This window comes from Streptomyces griseomycini (assembly GCF_014203535.1).
In the GTDB taxonomy this organism is placed as follows: Bacteria; Actinomycetota; Actinomycetes; order Streptomycetales; family Streptomycetaceae; genus Streptomyces; species Streptomyces griseomycini.
Genome location: NZ_JACHJI010000007.1, coordinates 427489 through 445541 on the forward strand (window position 1 = coordinate 427489; position 18053 = coordinate 445541).

Annotated in this window: 18 protein-coding genes; 10 read left to right on the forward strand and 8 right to left on the reverse strand. The window is 72.9% G+C overall.

What is annotated here, in order from left to right; all coding sequences use genetic code 11:
* Positions 1-97: 97 nt before the first annotated feature.
* The 3 genes from FHS37_RS22235 to FHS37_RS22245 are packed head-to-tail and all read right to left on the reverse strand — an operon-like array spanning position 98 to position 2457.
* A complete protein-coding gene (locus FHS37_RS22235) occupies positions 98-1291 on the reverse strand; it encodes a hypothetical protein (protein ID WP_184823980.1) in 1194 nt (397 codons plus the stop codon).
* Positions 1292-1294: 3 nt separating this feature from the next.
* Positions 1295-1549, reverse strand: coding sequence for a MoaD/ThiS family protein (locus FHS37_RS22240; RefSeq protein ID WP_184823982.1), 255 nt, complete (start codon positions 1547-1549; stop codon positions 1295-1297).
* Positions 1550-1590: 41 nt separating this feature from the next.
* Complete coding sequence (locus FHS37_RS22245; protein ID WP_184823984.1) at positions 1591-2457, reverse strand: alpha/beta hydrolase; 867 nt, start codon at positions 2455-2457, stop codon at positions 1591-1593.
* 255 nt (positions 2458-2712) lie between these two features.
* Between FHS37_RS22245 and FHS37_RS22250 the strand changes: the two genes are divergently transcribed.
* From FHS37_RS22250 to FHS37_RS22280, 7 genes are all read left to right on the forward strand, one after another.
* The gene (locus tag FHS37_RS22250) at positions 2713-3492 is read left to right on the forward strand and encodes a winged helix-turn-helix transcriptional regulator (RefSeq protein ID WP_184823985.1); all 780 of its coding nucleotides are present in this window, start codon (positions 2713-2715) and stop codon (positions 3490-3492) included.
* Between the two features lie 107 nt (positions 3493-3599).
* On the forward strand, positions 3600-4622 hold the full coding sequence (locus tag FHS37_RS22255) for a LacI family DNA-binding transcriptional regulator (protein ID WP_184823987.1): 1023 nt from the start codon (positions 3600-3602) through the stop codon (positions 4620-4622).
* Between the two features lie 145 nt (positions 4623-4767).
* Positions 4768-5760 (forward strand): S1C family serine protease, encoded by a 993-nt coding sequence (locus FHS37_RS22260; protein WP_184823989.1) that lies wholly within the window; start codon positions 4768-4770, stop codon positions 5758-5760.
* A gap of 111 nt (positions 5761-5871) precedes the next feature.
* Positions 5872-6612, forward strand: a complete 741-nt coding sequence (locus FHS37_RS22265; RefSeq protein WP_184823991.1) for a response regulator transcription factor — start codon at positions 5872-5874, stop codon at positions 6610-6612.
* A 53-nt stretch (positions 6613-6665) separates the two neighbouring features.
* On the forward strand, positions 6666-8120 hold the full coding sequence (locus tag FHS37_RS22270) for a sensor histidine kinase (RefSeq protein WP_184823993.1): 1455 nt from the start codon (positions 6666-6668) through the stop codon (positions 8118-8120).
* Between the two features lie 85 nt (positions 8121-8205).
* The gene (locus FHS37_RS22275; protein ID WP_184823995.1) at positions 8206-10266 is read left to right on the forward strand and encodes a pectinesterase family protein; all 2061 of its coding nucleotides are present in this window, start codon (positions 8206-8208) and stop codon (positions 10264-10266) included.
* A 150-nt stretch (positions 10267-10416) separates the two neighbouring features.
* Positions 10417-11196 (forward strand): hypothetical protein, encoded by a 780-nt coding sequence (locus tag FHS37_RS22280; RefSeq protein WP_184823997.1) that lies wholly within the window; start codon positions 10417-10419, stop codon positions 11194-11196.
* Positions 11197-11926: 730 nt separating this feature from the next.
* Here the strand turns inward: FHS37_RS22280 and FHS37_RS22285 are convergent.
* A complete protein-coding gene (locus FHS37_RS22285; protein WP_184823999.1) occupies positions 11927-12133 on the reverse strand; it encodes a DUF397 domain-containing protein in 207 nt (68 codons plus the stop codon).
* Positions 12130-12957: a helix-turn-helix domain-containing protein gene (locus tag FHS37_RS22290; RefSeq protein ID WP_184824001.1), complete on the reverse strand. Its 828-nt coding sequence runs from the start codon at positions 12955-12957 to the stop codon at positions 12130-12132. Before FHS37_RS22290 ends, FHS37_RS22285 begins: the two co-directional genes overlap by 4 nt.
* A 123-nt stretch (positions 12958-13080) precedes the next feature.
* On the opposite strand from FHS37_RS22290, the gene FHS37_RS39760 reads away from it, so the two are divergent.
* Positions 13081-13362, forward strand: coding sequence for a hypothetical protein (locus FHS37_RS39760; RefSeq protein ID WP_229890045.1), 282 nt, complete (start codon positions 13081-13083; stop codon positions 13360-13362).
* Between the two features lie 403 nt (positions 13363-13765).
* Here FHS37_RS39760 and FHS37_RS22300 read toward each other — a convergent pair whose 3' ends face one another.
* A complete protein-coding gene (locus tag FHS37_RS22300; RefSeq protein ID WP_184824003.1) occupies positions 13766-14053 on the reverse strand; it encodes a hypothetical protein in 288 nt (95 codons plus the stop codon).
* 149 nt (positions 14054-14202) lie between these two features.
* On the opposite strand from FHS37_RS22300, the gene FHS37_RS22305 reads away from it, so the two are divergent.
* Positions 14203-14388, forward strand: coding sequence for a DUF1737 domain-containing protein (locus FHS37_RS22305; RefSeq protein ID WP_184824004.1), 186 nt, complete (start codon positions 14203-14205; stop codon positions 14386-14388).
* Between the two features lie 65 nt (positions 14389-14453).
* Here FHS37_RS22305 and FHS37_RS22310 read toward each other — a convergent pair whose 3' ends face one another.
* On the reverse strand, positions 14454-16280 hold the full coding sequence (locus FHS37_RS22310) for a bifunctional metallophosphatase/5'-nucleotidase (RefSeq protein WP_184824006.1): 1827 nt from the start codon (positions 16278-16280) through the stop codon (positions 14454-14456).
* A 205-nt stretch (positions 16281-16485) separates the two neighbouring features.
* On the opposite strand from FHS37_RS22310, the gene mshD reads away from it, so the two are divergent.
* Complete coding sequence (gene mshD / locus FHS37_RS22315; RefSeq protein ID WP_184824008.1) at positions 16486-17430, forward strand: mycothiol synthase; 945 nt, start codon at positions 16486-16488, stop codon at positions 17428-17430.
* Here mshD and FHS37_RS41135 read toward each other — a convergent pair.
* Entirely contained in the window at positions 17370-18002 is a 633-nt protein-coding gene (locus FHS37_RS41135) for a P-loop NTPase family protein (RefSeq protein ID WP_375372317.1), read from the reverse strand. The two genes, mshD and FHS37_RS41135, sit on opposite strands and share 61 nt — an antisense overlap.
* Positions 18003-18053: the final 51 nt, after the last annotated feature.

Consider the following 18053-nt stretch of genomic DNA (forward strand, 5'->3'; position numbering starts at 1 on the left):
GTCCAGCGCGAGGGTAACCCCGGGGAGGGCGGGGCCCCGGGGATTGTCGATCACCTGTGACAGGGGCCGCGTCGGCGGGGTGCCGCCGGCGCCCGCCTCAGGCGAACACGCGCCCCAGTACGTACACCGCCGGGGCGGCCGCCGACAGGGGCAGTGCGACGCCCGCCGTGAAGTGGACGAAGCGCGACGGGTAGTCGTAGCTCGCGACCCGGTGACCGATCAGCGCGCAGACCGCCGCGCCCGCTCCGAGCAGCGCGCCCGAAGCGCCCGTGCCCGTCGCCGCGCCCGCCGCGAACCCCGCGCCCGCCGCCACGAGCAGCGCGACCACCACCGACGCCGGCGTCGGCAACGGCAGCGCCCGCGCCACCGCCGCCGCGGCCACCGCGACCGCACCGACGGTCACCGCGTCCGCGTCCGCCGCCAGGTACCCGCCCGCCGCGATCGCCAGCGCCGCCGCGGCGACCGTCGCCATCAGGCCGTACATCCGCTCGTCGGGATCCGCGTGCGACCGCAGCTGCAGCACCAGTGACAGCAGCACCCACACGCCCAGTGTCCCCAGGATCGCCGCCGTCGAGCGGTCCGACACCAGCAGTGCCGCGTCCGCGGCCAGCGCGCCCAGGAACCCCAGTGCGATCCCCTGCCGCGCCGGCCACATCCCGTTCAGCCGGAACCAGCCCGCCGCCGTGACCCCCTGGAGCACCACCAGCGGCACGAGCAGGGCGTACGTGCCCAGCGCCGCCCCGCCGGCGAGCAGCAGTCCCAGCAGGGCGGTGAGCACCGCCGGCTGCATCCCGGGCTCGATGATCGGCGACCGCCCCTCGGCGCGGGCGCGCTGGGCATCGGTGACACGCGCGTTCCCGGCCAGCGTGGCCGGCCCGTACGCGGGGCCGTCCCCGGCCGGGGACGGCGCGGGGGCGGGTGCCGGAGGCGCGGCAGGCCCGGCGGATGCGGCGGGCGCGGGCTCGGGCATGGGTCCGGGCGGCGCCCCGTACGCCGCCGCCTCGCCGTACCCCGTGTGGCCCACGTACCGCGCGTCGCCCTGCGACGGCATGTACGCCGTCTCCTCCACGGACGGGGCCGCCGGCACCGGCGGCTGCACCGACGTCTCCCAGGTCTGCCCCTGCCACTGCTGCGTGTACTGCTGGGCGTCGTACGGATCGTCGTACGCCTGCTGCCCGGGCCACGCCTGCGGCTGAGCCTGCTGCTGCCGGTACGGGTCGTACCCGTCGTTCCCGTGGTACCCGTTGTTCCCGTCGTACGGGTCGTACCCCTGGTACGGCTGGTCGGTCATCGCTCACCCTCCTGCGAACGGCGGGAGCACCTCGACCGTGCCGCCGTCGGCCAGCCGTACCGCCTCATGTGCGCGGGTGCCCACGGGATCACCGTCGACGAGGAACGAGCACCGCAGCAGGACGCGCGTGAGTTCGCCGGGGTGACGCCCGCGCACCGCGTCGAGCGCTCCGGCGAGCGTGTCCGCCTCGTACGGCTCCTCGGCCACACCGGCCGCGGCCTTGGCGGCGGCCCAGTACCGCACCGTGACCTTTGCCATCTGCTGGTTCCTCAATCGGTTGACGGTGAACACCGCTCAGGCTAGCCCGCCCGGGTGACCACCCAGTCCCCGATCCGGTGCAGCAGCCCCTCCGGCGCCGCGTTCTCCGCGTGCCCCATGCCGGGCTCGACCCAGAGCTCCCCGTGCTCACCGGCGGCCGCCGCCAGCGTGCGCGGATGGTCGAGCGGGAAGTACCCGTCGCTGTCGCCGTGCACGATCAGCAGCGGCGTCGGCGCGATCCGCGGCACCGCCTCGACGGGGGACAGCGGAACCGGGTCCCACTGCCGGTGGTGGATCCGCGTCCGCAGCCCGTACCGCCCCACCAGCCGCCCGGAGGGCCGGGTCACCAGCCAGTGCAGCCGCCGCATGGGCGCGGTCCCCCGGTAGAACCACCGGGCGGGCGCGCTCACGGACACCACGGCGTCCACCCCCGCGTCACGGTGGAGCGCCGCGTGCCGCAACACCACCGAGCCCCCCATCGAGAACCCGACGGTGGCCACGCGCGCGTGCCCCAGTTCCCGCGCCCACGACACCGCCGCCGCCAGGTCCAGCACCTCCCGGTCCCCGACCGTGGAGCGTCCGCCCGACGCGCCGTGCCCGCGGAAGGAGAACGTCACCACGGCCCCGTGCCGCGCGAACGCCCGCGCCGCCCGCCGCACGTGCGGCCGGTCCGCGTCCCCCGTGAAGCCGTGGGCGATCACGAACACCGGATCGCGGGAAGCGGCCCGGGAACTTCCGCGCGCGGCGGTTCCCGGGTCGTACACGGAATCGATCCGCACGCCGTCCGCGGTGCGCAGGAACGTCCGCAAAGGAGTGCCGTCGTTCGTCACGCCGCGCGCCGCGTCACGCGTCTCGGAATACGGACGGAAGGTGGATCGCCCCACATGACCTGCCGGACCGGTGCTCATGTCGGCTATTCTGCTGCGGAGAGGACTCGGGCAGCGAAGCCCCCGGGTCCTTTCGTGCTTTCGGAAGCGTTGTATACGACGCGGGGAACCGCCGGTGTACGGGCCGTCGATCGCACGCAGCAGTGCCGTAAACGTCCTCGCAGGGACCGAGGAGGAACCAGACGTTATGGGCGAGCGAACCGTGCACGAACGAAAGACGGCCCCGACCCGGGCGACCCCGGTCCGGGCGACCCCCATCCGGGCGGGGGAGGCGCGATGAGTTCACTGCTGCTCCTGACCAACGCCCTCCAGCCGTCGACGGAGGTGCTCCCCGCCCTCGGCCTGCTGCTGCACAACGTGCGCGTGGCCCCCGCGGAGGGCCCGGCCCTCGTCGACACCCCCGGCGCGGACGTCATCCTCGTCGACGGCCGGCGCGACCTCCCGCAGGTCCGCAGCCTGTGCCAGCTGCTGCGCTCCACCGGCCCCGGCTGCCCCCTCGTGCTCGTGGTGACCGAGGGCGGCCTGGCCGCCGTCACCGCGGACTGGGGCATCGACGACGTCCTGCTGGACACCGCGGGACCGGCCGAGGTCGAGGCGCGGCTGCGGCTGGCCATGGGCCGTCAGCAGATCGTCAACGACGACTCCCCGATGGAGATCCGCAACGGCGACCTGTCGGTGGACGAGGCGACGTACAGCGCCAAGCTCAAGGGCCGCGTCCTCGACCTCACCTTCAAGGAGTTCGAGCTGCTGAAGTACCTCGCGCAGCACCCGGGCCGGGTCTTCACCCGCGCCCAGCTGCTGCAGGAGGTCTGGGGCTACGACTACTTCGGCGGCACCCGCACGGTCGACGTCCACGTGCGGCGGCTGCGCGCGAAGCTCGGCCCCGAGCACGAGTCGCTGATCGGCACCGTCCGGAACGTCGGTTATCGATTCGTTACGCCGGAGAAGGTGGAGCGCGCCGCCGAGGAGGCCAAGAACAAGGCCGACCGGCAAAAGGCGTCGGATGCGGACGAGACGACCGCGCGGGGTGGCGCCGAGGCGCGGGCGAAGGCGTGAAAGGCGCACGCATGAGCGTTGCGATCGCACATGCGAGCCCTTTCCGTGCCGCACAGGACTTCCTTTACGCCCTGCCCGGAGCGGGTATATCCGCGTAGACTCCGCGCGTGGCCAAGGTAACCAGGGATGACGTGGCGCGGCTGGCGGGGACGTCCACCGCCGTGGTCAGCTACGTCATCAACAACGGACCCCGGCCGGTCGCCCCGGCCACGCGCGAGCGCGTGCTCGCCGCGATCAAGGAGCTGGGGTACCGGCCCGACCGCGTCGCCCAGGCGATGGCGTCGCGGCGCACGGACCTCATAGGCCTGATCATCCCGGACGCGCGCCAGCCCTTCTTCGGCGAGATGGCGCACGCGGTCGAACAGGCCGCGTCCGAGCGCGGGAAGATGGTGCTCGTCGGCAACACCGACTACATCGGCGAGCGCGAGGTCCACTACCTGCGCGCGTTCCTGGGGATGCGCGTCTCCGGGCTGATCCTGGTCAGCCACGCGCTCAACGACCTGGCCGCCGCGGAGATCGAGGCCTGGGACGCCCGGGTGGTCCTGCTGCACGAGCGCCCCGAGGCGATCGACGACGTCGCCGTCGTCACCGACGACCTCGGCGGCGCCCAGCTCGCCGTGCGCCACCTGCTGGAGCACGGCTACGAGTACGTCGCCTGCGTCGGCGGCACCGCGGAGACCCCCGCCGTCGGCGACCCGGTCTCCGACCACGTCGAGGGCTGGCGGCGCGCGATGGAGGAGGCCGGCATCCCGACCGAGGGCCGGCTCTTCGAGGCCCCGTACAACCGCTACGACGCCTACCGCGTCGGCCTCGGGATCCTGTCCGGGCCGGACCGCCCGCCCGCGGTCTTCTGCTCCACCGACGACCAGGCGATCGGCCTGCTGCGCGCGGCGCGCGAACTGCGCATCGACGTGCCCGGCGAGCTCGCGGTCGCCGGCTTCGACGACATCAAGGAGGCGGCGCTCACCGACCCGCCCCTGACCACGGTCGCCTCGGACCGCTCGGCGATGGCCCGCGCGGCGCTGGACCTCGTCCTCGACGACGGCCTGCGGGTGGCCGGCTCGCGCCGCGAACGCCTGAAGGTGTTCCCGTCCCGGCTGGTGGTGCGCCACTCCTGCGGCTGCGCGTAGCCGCACCGCCGGCAGCGGTCCCCGTCCGTCGGCAGTGGTCCTCCGCCGGTCGGCGGTGGCCCTTTACATCGGGCATACGAGCTTCTGCCGGGCTTTTCAGCGAGCACTCAGGATGCTCTCATCGTCGGGCCCGAGGCTCGTAGCCATGACCGAGAGCTTCCACCGCGGCGACGCGTACGAGACCCCCCACCAGGTGAACCCCGAGCAGGTGGACCCCGAGTGGCCGCCCCCGCCGGCGTACGCTCCCGCGCAGCCCCCGAAGCGGAAGCGCACCCGCGGGCCGGCCGCGCTGCTCGCCGCCGTGGCGATCGTCGCGGCGGCCGTGGGCGGCGGCACCGCCTACGGCGTGCAGGAGCTGGTCGGCAACGGCACCGTCGCCGCCTCGAGCGCCACCGGCACCACCGTGGTGCCGGCCGGTCAGAAGGGCACGGTGTCCGGCGTCGCCGAGGCGGTCAGCCCGAGCACCGTCGAGATCGAGGCCACCTCCAACGCGGGGTCCTCGACCGGCTCCGGCGTGATCATCACGGAGGACGGCGAGATCATCACCAACAACCACGTCGTCGCCGGCGCCTCGTCGATCAAGGTGCGGACCGACGACGGCGAGACGTACACCGCACAGGTCGTCGGCACCGACAGCTCGAAGGACCTGGCGCTGGTCAAGCTGGAGGACGCGTCCGGCCTGAAGGCGGCCACCCTCGGGGACTCCGACGGGGTGCGGGTCGGCGACCAGGTCGTGGCGATCGGCTCGCCCGAGGGCCTGACCGGCACGGTGACCAGCGGCATCGTCTCGGCGCTCGACCGCGACGTGACCGTCTCGACGGACGAGGGCCAGGGGCAGCAGCAGGGGCAGCAGGGCGGCGGCTGGCCGTTCGAGTTCGGCGGCCGGGAGTTCAACGGCGACACGGGCGGGTCCACGACCACCTACAAGGCGATCCAGACCGACGCGTCCCTGAACCCCGGCAACTCCGGAGGCGCGCTGATCGACATGAACGGCAACGTCATCGGCGTCAACTCCGCGATGTACGCGCCGAGCGGCGCGGACACGTCCGACGCGGGCAGCGTGGGCCTGGGCTTCGCCATCCCGATCGACACGGTCAAGGCGGACCTGCCGACGCTGCGGGCCGGCGCGACCGGCTGATCCCCCGGTGATCGTTCCTTTCCGCGCCCACCGGGAATCGTGCGAGGCTGAAGACCCGAGCCCCCGGCCGAGCACCTCGCAGACCCCCGCAGACGGAGGAACCCCGAGCCCATGAGCCCCCTCCCCGCAGAAGGCGACCGTGACCCCCAGCGCATCCTGATCGTCGACGACGAGCCGGCGGTGCGCGAAGCGCTCCAGCGCAGCCTGGCCTTCGAGGGGTACGACACCGAGGTCGCCGTGGACGGCGCGGACGCCCTGGAGAAGGCGGCGGCCCACCGGCCCGACCTGGTCGTCCTCGACATCCAGATGCCCCGCATGGACGGCCTCACCGCCGCCCGCCGCATCCGCGCCACCGGCGACACGACCCCCATCCTGATGCTGACGGCGCGGGACACGGTCGGCGACCGGGTGACGGGGCTGGACGCCGGGGCGGACGACTACCTGGTGAAGCCGTTCGAGCTGGACGAGCTGTTCGCCCGTATCCGCGCGCTGCTGCGCCGCAGCTCGTACGCGGCGGCCGTGGCCGCCTCCGCCGAGTCGGACGACGTCCTCGCCTTCGGCGACCTGAGCATGAACCTGGCCACGCGGGAGGTCGTGCGGGGCGGGCGCCCGGTGGAGCTGACCCGTACGGAGTTCACCCTGCTGGAGATGTTCATGGCGCACCCGCGCCAGGTGCTCACGCGGGAGCAGATCCTGAAGGCGGTGTGGGGCTTCGACTTCGAGCCCTCGTCGAACTCCCTGGACGTGTACGTGATGTACCTGCGCCGCAAGACCGAGGCGGGCGGCGAGCCGCGCCTGGTGCACACGGTGCGGGGCGTGGGCTACGTGCTGCGGCAGGGCGGCGCGGAGTGAGGACGGCGGAACGAGGACCGGCGGAGTGAAGGCAGCGGAATGAGGACGGCGGAGTGAGGAAGCCGATGCGCCGCTTCCGCGCCCTCCCGATCCGGGCGCGGCTGTCGCTGCTGGTGGCGGCGGCGGTGGCGTTCGCGGTGGCGGCGGTGTCCGTCACCTGCTGGTTCATCGTGCAGGGGAAGCTGTACGCGGAGCTCGACGACGACCTCCGGGCGTCGGTCATCACGCTGAAGCAGAACCAGTTCGAACGCGTCGTCGACACGTGTGGCGCGTCGCCCCCGGAATCGGACGACATCGGCCCGCAGAGCGGGAGTTACGGCCAGGTGGTGCGCACGGACGGCACCGTGTGCCTGCTGCCGTTCGCCTCGGCCTCGGTCAAGGTCACCGGCGGCGACAAGGCCGTGGCGAAGGACCCGGACCCCGACTCCGCGCGGTTCCGCAACGGCGTCGACGGCGACGGCGCCCCGGTGCGCGTGCTGACCACCGCGGTCACCGTCGAGACGCTCCTGGGCCGGGGCGTGGCCAACGACTACGCCTACGTCGCCGCCGTCCCCCTCGACAGCACCCGCTCGACGCTCAACGACCTCGCCCTGATCCTGCTCCTGGTCTCCGGCATCGGTGTCCTGGGCGCCGCCGCCGCCGGCCTCGCGGTGGCCCGCGCGGGCCTGCGTCCCGTCGACCGGCTCACCGAGGCGGTCGAGCACGTGGCCCGCACGGAGGACCTGGACGTCCGCATCCCCGTCGAGGACGACGCCGAGGACGAGGTCGCCCGGCTCTCCCGCTCCTTCAACTCCATGACCTCCGCCCTGGCCAGCTCCCGCGACCTGCAGCAGCAGCTCATCGCGGACGCCGGCCACGAGCTGCGCACCCCGCTCACCTCCCTGCGCACCAACATCGAGCTGCTCACCCGCAGCGAGGAGACCGGCCGCCCGATCCCGGCCGAGGACCGCAGGGCCCTGCTCGCCTCGGTGAAGGCGCAGATGACCGAACTGGCCGCCCTCATCGGCGACCTGCAGGAACTGTCCCGCCCGGACACCGACCAGCACTCCGGCCGGACGCGGATCGTCGCCTGGCAGGACGTCGTCGAGGCGGCCCTGCGCCGCGCCCGGCTGCGCGGCCCGGAGCTGACCATCACGGCGGACGTGCACCCGTGGTACGTCCGGGCGGAGCCGTCCGCGCTGGAGCGGGCCGTGGTCAACGTCCTGGACAACGCGGTGAAGTTCAGCCCGGCGGGCGGCACGATCGACGTACGCCTCACCGACGGCGTGCTCACCGTCCGCGACCACGGCCCCGGCATCCCCGCCGACGAACTCCCCCACGTCTTCGACCGCTTCTGGCGCTCCCCGAGCGCCCGCGCCCTCCCCGGCTCCGGCCTCGGCCTGTCCATCGTGGCCCGCACGGTCCAGCAGGCGGGCGGCGAGGTGACCCTGACCCCGGCGGAGGGCGGCGGCACGACGGCCACGGTCCGCCTGCCGGGCGCACCGACGCCCCCGCCCGAGGCGCCGTAGCGGGTTCCGCGGCGGGGGCGGCAACCTTTCCGCGCCGGGCGGCGACCGATCGGCGTCCCCTCCCCCACACGGAACGGATCGCCGCATGAGTGAGCACCGCAGCAAGGCCCGGCACCGCCGGGGCAGGAAGGTCCTGGCGGCCGGCGTCCCGCTGGCGGTGGCCGCCGCCGGGACGCTGGCGTACGGAACCGGCCTCGGCGTCCTCGGCTCCGGCGCCCAGCGGGCGTCCGCCGCGACCGCCGCCCCGGCCTGGGCGACCGCCACCGCCGACGGCTTCGCCTCGGTGGACGCCCTCGGCCAGAACGGCACGTACGGCGGCCGGGACGGCGAGACCGTCACCGTCCGCACCCAGGCCGAGCTGGAGAAGTACGCCACGGCCGCCGAGCCGTACGTCATCGTCGTGGCGGGGACGATCGCCATGAACCCGGTCGGCAAGGAGATCAAGGTCGCCTCCGACAAGACGATCGTCGGCCGGGGGACGTCCGGGCACATCGTCGGCGGCGGCTTCTTCCTCGGTCGGGGCGTCCACAACGTGATCCTCCGCAACCTGACGATCCGGGACTCCCACCAGGGCGTCCGGAACGACAAGGAGCACGACTTCGACGCGGTCCAGATGGACGGCGCCCACCACGTCTGGATCGACCACAACGACCTGCGGCACACGGCCGACGGCCTGATCGACGTCCGCGAGGACAGCACGTACGTGACCGTCTCCTGGAACAGGCTGAGCGACAACAACAAGACCTTCGGCATCGGCTGGACCGAGAACGTCACGACGGACATCACGATCCACCACAACTGGTTCCGCGACACCGAGCAGCGCAACCCGTCCACCGACAACGCCGCCCACGCGCACCTCTACAACAACTTCCTGGAGGACGTCGCGGGCACGGACACCGCCTCCTCCTACGGCAACTACGCGCGCGGCAGGACGAGGATGGTCCTGGAGAACAGCTACTTCCAGGGCATGCGGAACCCCGTCATCAAGGACGCCACGGCGAGCGTCGTCCAGCGCGGCAACGTCTTCTCCGGCACGTCGGGCCGCAACGAGAGCGGCGGCACGGCCTTCGACCCGAAGGCGCACTACGCCTACACGCTCGACCGGGCGGCGGACGTACCGGCCCTGCTCAGGGCGCAGGCGGGACCGCGGGAGTCCATCGGCACGACGACGGCCCCCACCAAGGCGGCCACGACGCTGACCGTCGCCCGGGACGGCACCGGCCGGTACCGGACGGTCCAGGCCGCGGTGGACGCCGTCCCCGCGAACAACCCCTCCCGCGTCGTCATCTCCGTCAAGCCGGGCACGTACCGCGAGACGGTCAGGGTCCCGTCGGACAAGCCGCACGTCACCCTCCAGGGAACCGGCGGCAGCCGCAGGGACACGGTGATCGTCTTCGACAACGCGGCGGGCACCCGGAAGCCGGACGGCTCGGGCACGTACGGCACCTCCGGCAGCGCCACCGTCGCCGTCGAGGCCGACGACTTCCAGGCCCGCAACCTCACCATCGCCAACGACTTCGACGAGCGCGCCCACCAGTCCCTCCCGGGCCACCAGGCGGTCGCCCTCCGCACGGCCGCCGACAAGGTGTTCCTGGACGGCGTCATCGTCGAGGGCGACCAGGACACCCTGCTCCTGGACACGGCCGCCAAGGACAGGCTCGGCCGGGTCTACATGACCAACTCCTACGTCACCGGCAACGTCGACTTCGTCTTCGGCCGGGCGACGGCGGTGATCGACCGCTCGGTCATCACCCTGAGGAAGCGCTGGGACGGCGCCTCCGCCGGCTACGTCACGGCCCCGAGCACGGCCGCGGGCCGCAAGGGCATCCTGATCGCCAACTCGGCGGTGAACGGCGACGTCTCCGACCGCACCTTCTACCTGGGCCGCCCCTGGCACGCCGGCGGCGACACCTCCCTCGACCCGCAGACCACGGTCCGCAACACCACCCTCAGCGCCGCGATCCGCACCACGCCCTGGACCGACATGAGCGGCTTCTCCTGGAAGGGCGACCGCTTCGCGGAGTACCGGAACACCGGTCCCGGCGCGGGTTCCGCGAGCGGCGACCGCCCGCACCTGACGGACGCCCAGGCGGCCGACCAGGAGGTCGCGGACTGGCTGGCCGGCTGGACGCCCACGGCGTCCTGACCCCGCCCTCCGCCGGCCACAGCCCACCGGCCGGCCCCCGCGGCAGGCCCTCGACCGGGTGCCGCTTCGACGGGGGATGGGGAAGGGAGCGGGCCTGCGTGGTGAAGTGAGGGTCTCCGACAACTCCGACGGCAGGGAGTGTTTCCTCCGATGACCACACAGCCCGTACGCCCTGAGCGCAGCGGTCCCGGCACCGCCTCGGTCGTGGGTGCCTCGCCGTTCAGGCCTTCTCTCGTCAAAGCGGTGTTCAGGGACGTGACCCCGATGCACGTCTCCCGGTCGGCCGCGTGGGCCGCCGCGTCGGTGACGCGGACCGTGCTGACGGAGATCATCGACGGCGCGAGGAGAGCGGCGGCGGAGGAGGCCCGGAAGAAGCTGGTTCCCGGGGACCTTCTCTCGGCGATCGACCGGAACGTCGAGCTCGAGGTGGGGACCCGGTGGTACGACCACAGCCCGACGTTTCGAGGCCTGACCGGTGTCCTGTACGACGCCGGGGGTGTCGTCGTGCCTCCTCGCGGGCGCAGCGGGTCGCGCAGACCGAGTGCGGTGGTCGGCGCCCACAGGTTCGAGGCCGGGGTCAAGAAGCTGCTGCGGAGCCGGGGGGCGACGGCCGTCCCGGCGATGGTCCGCGACCTGGACGGAATCGCGAGCGTGTTCCTGACGGACCTCGCCCGGGACGCGGCCATGGTCGTCCGCGAGGGCGGGGTCAGACGTTTCGGTGCGGTCACCCTGGTGACGCCGGGCGAACCGGCCCCGCCCCCGCTCCTCGAGGATTCCCTCCGGTCCCTGTCCACCCGCAGGGGGGACGGGCGGACCATCGGCAGGGATGACGTCCTGGCCGCCACCACGATCCAGTTGTTCGGCGGCAGCCTCAGGCAGCGGGCCCTCGCCGAAGCACACGAGGCGACACGGAACACCTCGGCCGGCTGAGCGGGTGCGACCGGCATCACCGCCCGCACCCTCACCGGCCGACGCGGCGATGTGGTGCTCACCCCGGTTGAGTAGTCGCGCCCACGCGGGGCGCGGTGTCGGCTTCCTGCGCTCCGGACCATGAGTTCTGTTCCGCGGAGGCGCTCCGCTCGGGTGGTTCTGTGGTGTGCCGGTGGGCTGCTCCTCGTGGGCGCGGGCGTGGGCGTGGTCGGCCATCGTCTGTGGAACGGCACGCCGTACCCTGCGGCCGACCCCGACCGGGTCGCCGTACGGCTGAGGACGCAGGCACAGCGGGTGTACGACGAGGCGGCCCTGCCCGGAGCTCCCCGCGTGAACTCCCGGGTGCGGACGGGACCTTGCCACTACCGCGGACTGAGTTCCCTCGCCCACATCGACAGGAGCCTCCGTGACGTGCGCAGCTTCGGGCCGGAACGGCGGGTGACGGGCGTGCCGGAGGCCGCCGCGCGCCTGGCCCAGGAGCCCACCCGGCTCCGCCTGGAACGGGACGGCTGGGAGCTGACCCTCGAGAACGTCTCCGACCTGGGCTTCCGGTTCGAGCATCCCCGGACCGGTGACGTGGTGGACGCGGATGGGGACCGGCCCACGGGGACCTTCGCCGTGAGCACCTACGCGCCCTGTGGTGAGGTGCCGGACGGTTTCGACGCGTACGACTGGCCGGAGGCCGAGTGGGCGCCCGCGCAGTCCCCGTCCGGCCCGGCCGGGAGGCGGATCAGTGCGGTCGCTTCTTGGTTCCCGTCACGAACGACGTCCACGCGGCCGCGCCGAAGACGAGCACCGGGCCGTCCGGGGCCTTGCTGTCGCGGACCGGGACGAGGGCGGGGTGGCCGTCGGCGACTTCGAGGCAGTTGTTGTCTCCCCCGTCGCTGTAGCTGGACTTGCGCCAGGAGGCGGTGGTCAGATCGGGGACCGGCTTCATGAACTGTGCTCCTTCAGTGCGTCTCTGATGAACACCAAGGAGTCCGGCGGGGACAGCGCCAGATCCCGGAGCCGATCGTAGGACAAGCGGTGGCGCAGGACGTCCTCCGGATCGTCGGTCAGCAGACCGCTGCTGTCACCTTCCGTGTAGGCCACCGCACTTCCGTCCGCCTGCCAGAGCAGCGTCAGGGACCCCTTCGCCATGAGGGGGTGGAGCCCGGCGGAGAACGGCAGTACCTGGACCACGATGTTCGGCCACTGTGCGACGGCTTCGATGTGGGCCAGTTGCCCCCTCCAGGTTTCCGCGCGGGCCGAGGGTCGGCGGAAAGCGAGCTCGTCGATGATGAAGCGGACACTGGGCGCCGGGTCCTTGCCGAGCAGGAGCTGCCGCCCCAGTCGGGCCGCGACCTGCTCCTCGACGGCTTCCGTGTCCTGGCCCGTTGCCAGGGGACCGGACAACATCTCCCTGGCGAACTCCTCGGTCTGCAACAGGCCCGGTACCTCCGGCGCGTACTTCCGCATGACGCGCGCCGTCGCCTCCAGCCGCATGAACTCCTTGTACTTGTCCTTGAACGCGTCGTACCGCGCGATCTTCCACAGGCTGACCAGCAGGCCGTCGGACCCGTAGTAGCTGTCCAGGTCCTCCATCACCGTCACCTTGGAGAGGCGTTGGCCCGACTCCAGGCGGCTCAGGTAGCTCTTGTCGTACCCGGTCTCCTCGGCCAGTTGACCGAGTGACCTGCCCTCCTTGTCCCGGAGGAACTTCAGGGTCCGCCCGAGTACGGCACGTCCCGACTCCCGCTGTCCGTCCACCGGTACGGCCATGTCGCCCCTCCTCGGTTGTCCGGTAACGGGGTCAACGGAGGCCCCCTTCCGCAGGGTACGTGCGGTGAGTGATGATCGTGGCACGTTCCGTAACGACCGCTCGTCACAGGGAGCATCACCGCCATGTGTCTCCGTCTCCTGCCCTGGACCACCCCCGAGGGAAAGCCCTGCTACCTCAGCACCGACAGCGACCGCAGCCTGGTGTCACGGATCGCCGACGACGTGGAGGCGGCCCAACTGCGGTCCGGGGAGGAGGTCCTGGGCGGGGCCAGGGCCGTGCTCGCGGACGGGAAGGCCGGCGAACGGGCGGTGCGGTTCGCGCTCGTGCGGGCCGTGGAGTGCCTGGAGGACGTCCTCCGTGTCGCGGTCAGCCGGGGGCAGCGCATCAGGCCGCGCGAGGAGTGACGAAGGGCTCGGTGGAAGCCGAGCATCCCGGGAGAGTCGATGCCGACCGTGAGGACACCGGGCGGGTGGTCGTCCTTCCGGCCGGTCAGGATGATCGGCATGCCCCCGGTCTCCATGTGCGGGGTGGCGATGCAGAGGACGTGACAGGTGTCGGGGCCGCCCCAGCCCTCTCTGTGCATACTGCCGACCGCTGCCGCCGCCGTCCGGTGAAGCGCGTCGACCATGACGCCCGGCAGTGCGAGCACATCGCCCGCGATGCCCTTCTCCTTCGACTCGGCACACATCAGGCACAGCGCTGGGACGTGCAGCCAGTCACCGGGCGTGTGTGCCACGTTGTCGACGAGGTGGTGCAGGGCGCGGTGCCCCCGTGCGAGGGCGACGACAGCGCTGGTGCCGAGAACGATCACGCGGCCCGGCCTCGCTGTGCGTGCGTCCCCTCAGCGGCCATCGCGTAGATGTGGGCCAGAACGTCCGGCCCCTGATCGAACTCCTCGTCGGTCAGTGTGCGCCCCGTCCGCTCACGCAGCACCGCGCCCGTGGCGGCCACGCGTTCCGCGATCCGGCCGGCGGTGAGCTGCCGCATCGCCGGCTGCTCGACCAGCTGCCCGAGGGTCATGCCCCGCTCCTTCGCGACCTGGGCGAGGCGGTCGCGGGTCTGCCGGGACACCTGGATGGTGGTGTGCTCTGCCATAGAGGCACCACAGTCACGCCGCAGACACCCGCACGGACTCACCCGATCGCGCCGCCCGAAGGGGGTACGCCTCCTGCCTCTTCTTGACGTCGGCCGCCCCCGTTCCTCCGGCGGACGCGCCGCGGAACCCCTGTGACACGCTGGACGTCATGACGACACCACCACCGGACGGGCTGCCCGTCTACCGCGTCCTGACCGGTCCCGACGACGCCGCGTTCTGCCGCCGGGTGAGCGAGGCCCTGGAGATGGGGTACCGGCTGCACGAGGGGCCGTCGGTCACGTTCGACGGGGAGCGGGTGATCGTCGCGCAGGCGGTCGTGTGGCCCGGGGCGTGAAACGCGGCGGGGCCGGTACGCGGTGGTGAAGTACCGCGTACCGGCCCCGCCGGGTGCCCGGGGTGTCAGTCCAGGATCGTGATGCGGTCCGCCTTCGGCGGGGCGATCGGGGACGTGGGCGTCGAGTTGGCCGTCAGGTACTGCTCCAGGGCCGCCAGGTCGTCCAGGCCGACCAGGTCGTTCGTGCCCTGGCCCAGCGTCGGGAAGCCGTCGCCGCCGCCCGCGAGGAAGCTGTTCGTGGCGACGCGGTAGGTGGCGGACTCGTCGATCGGCTCGCCGTTCAGCCTGATGGAGTCCGTGACGACGCGGTCCGCGCCCTTCTTCGTCAGGTCCAGGGTGTAGGTCAGGCCGGAGGAGACCTGGAGGATCTTCGGGGCCGCCTCGTTCGGTCCGCTCACCTGCTCCTTGAGGGCCTGGACCAGCTGCGCGCCCGTGAAGTCCTGGAGGTTGACCGTGTTGGCGAAGGGCTGGACCGTGAAGCCCTCGGCGAAGGTCACCACACCGTCGCCCTCGGTGCCGCCGGCCGCGTAGGTCAGGGAGGCGCGGATGCCGCCGGGGTTCATCAGGGCCAGGTCGGTCTCCGGGTCCAGGGCCCTGCCGTGCGCCAGCTGCGCGTCGGCGATCAGGTCGCCGAGCGGGGACTCGGTGCCGTCCTTGGGGATGTCGCCGGAGATGTAGCCGATCGGGCGGTTGCCGATGGGGGCGGCGAGGGTGTTCCACCTGTCGATCAGCGCGGTCATGTCGGGCGCCCTGGGGACGTCCCGGGTGACCACGTGGTTCGCGGACTCCACGGCCGTACGGGCGATGTCACCCGTGGCGCGGTCGTAGGTCAGCGTGGTGTCCGTGTAGAGGCGGCCGAAGGACGCGGCCGAGGTGACCGTGCGGGGCTTGCCCGCCGGGTCGGGGATCGTGCAGGCGTACGCCGCGTGGGTGTGGCCGGTGACCAGCGCGTCCACCTGCGGGGTGACGTTCTCGGCGATGTCCGCGATCGGGCCGGAGATGCCGTCGCCCGCGCCCGGGGAGTCGCAGTCGTAGTTGTAGGAGGAGGACGCCGGGAAGCCGCCCTCGTGGATGAGCGCGACGATGGACTTCACGCCCTGGCGCTGGAGCACCTTGGCGTACTTGTCGATCGTCTCGACCTCGTCCTCGAAGGACAGGCCCTTGACGCCCTCCGCCGAGACGATGTCCGGGGTGCCCTCGAGCGTCACGCCGATGAAGCCGATCTTGACGCCCTTCTTCTTCCACACCCAGTACGGCTTGAGGAGGGGCTTCTTCGTCTTCTCGTCCAGGACGTTCGCCGCCAGGTACGGGAAGTCGGCGCCCTCGAACTCCTCGTCGGTGTAACAGCCCTCGGTGGGGTGGCAGCCGCCGTTCTGCAGGCGGCGGAGCTCCTCGGCGCCCTCGTCGAACTCGTGGTTGCCGACCGAGGTGACGTCCAGGTCGAGCTTGTTCAGCGCCTCGATGGTGGGTTCGTCGTGGAAGAGGCCGGAGATGAGGGGGGACGCGCCGACCATGTCGCCGCCGGCGGCGGTGATGGAGTAGCGGTTGCCCTCGCGGGCCTCGCGCAGGTGGGTGGCGAGGTACTCCACGCCGCCCGCGTCGACGGTCTTCGTCGTGCCGTCCGGCTGGAGTTCGGTGACCCGGCCGGAAGAGCCCGACGGGGGCTCGAGGTTGCCGTGCAGGTCGTTGAAGGACAGCAGCTGCACGTCCTGGTAGCGGCCGGGGTGGTGGCCGTGCCCGCGCGACTTGCTCTCGCCCGCGCTCGCCGACCCGGGCAGGGCGGCGGCGGCCAGTGCACCGGCGGTGAGGACGCCGGCGGCGGTGGCGAGGAGACGGTTCGTACGGCGTCTGCGGCGCTGTCGCTGCTGGTGCGCCGGGGATGTGGCTGGCATGCGCCCCCCTGTGTGTCTGAGTGGGTACCGGCGCAGCCTAGAGTCAACGCGCGTAGCGCGACAGGGCTCTCAGGGTTACAGCCTGGTTTATCTTTCGCCGCCGCCGTCCTCGCCGCCGCCGCCGTCACCGTCGTCGCCGTCGTGCGGCGCCCGTCCGCGCCCGCCCTCCTGCTCCCGCCCGTCCCCTCCGCTTACCCTCGTACGCATGACCAGCGACGACATCGCACGGCCCGGACGGCCCCGCTCGCTCCAGACCTACGCCGCGCTCTCCCCCGAGCAGACCGAGGCGGTCCTCGCCCTGCTCGCTCAGGCCGCCCGGACCGACGGACAGCAGGCGGTGTCCGAGCAGGGGCGGTTGCAGCTGCGCGGCGGGGAGCGGGAGGGGGTCTCGCACCTGCTGCTCTTCGTCAACGGCGAGGACGGTGAGGACGACGTGCTCGTCGGGTACGCCCAGCTGGAGGACACCGACCCGGTGGAGCCGCCAGCCGCCGAGCTGGTCGTCCACCCCTCGCACCGCGGGCACGGACACGGGCGGGCGCTCGGCGCCGCGTTGCTCGCCGCCTCCGGGAAGCGGCTGCGGGTGTGGGCGCACGGCGGGCACTCCGCCGCCCGGCACCTCGCCCAGGTGCTCGGGCTCACGCTGTTCCGGGAACTGCGGCAGATGCGGCGGCCGTTGGTGGGGTTCGACCTGCCCGACCCGGTGCTGCCGGAGGGCGTGACCGTGCGGACGTTCGTGCCGGGGCGGGACGACGCGGCCTGGCTCGCGGTGAACGCCGCCGCCTTCGCCCACCACCCCGAGCAGGGCTCCCTCACCCAGCGCGACCTCGACGCCCGCGAGGCCGAGCCGTGGTTCGACCCCGAGGGCTTCTTCCTCGCCGAACGGGAGGGCCGGATCGTCGGCTTCCACTGGACCAAGGTGCACGAGGCGGAGGGCCTCGGCGAGGTGTACGTCCTCGGGGTGAGCCCCGACGCCCAGGGCGGCGGCCTCGGCAAGTCCCTCACGACGATCGGGCTGCGGCACCTGGCGGACAAGGGGCTGCCGACGGCGATGCTCTACGTCGACGCCGACAACAAGGCGGCGGTGTCCGTCTACGAGCGGCTCGGGTTCGTCACGCACGAGACGGACCTGATGTACCGGACGGAGACCTGACCCGACCCGCTCCGCCCGGCGGTTCCGCCACGCGGACCGCCCCCACCGCCGACCCCGCGCACAGCGGGACCGCCCACCGGCCGTGGGCCGCCGCCCACCTCTCGTCGTCCGGCGCCACGAACGGGGCCCGGTCCTCCGGTGCGAGCCGGTGCGCGAGGACGGCCACGGGCAGCAGGGCGGCCGCGACGGCCGGGCCCGGACGCGGCCCGTCCGTCAGACGGACCGTCACCGTGGCGCCGGCGAGCGCCAAGACGCGGACCACCGCCGCCTCCGGGTGACGCCGCCCACCGGGGGCCGGGCCCCCGCGGGGGCGAGCAGCAGCACCGCCACCGCGTGCTCCGGTGTCCTCGGCGGGCGGCGCCGCCGGCCGTGACCACGGCCCGGTGGCAGAGCACCGCCACGTCCTCCGTCCGGTGCACGGACGGCAGCACCGTGCGGCCCTCACCGGCCTGTGCGACCAACTCCCGGAAAACCCCGCGCTGTTCGGCGCCCAGGCCGACGGCGGGCTCGTCGAGGACGAGGAAACCGGGGCCGCCGGCGAGCGCGGCGGCCAGGGCGACCCGCTGCCGCATGCCGCCGGACAGCCTGCGGATCCGCTTGCCGCGCAGCTCGCCGGGGCCGCC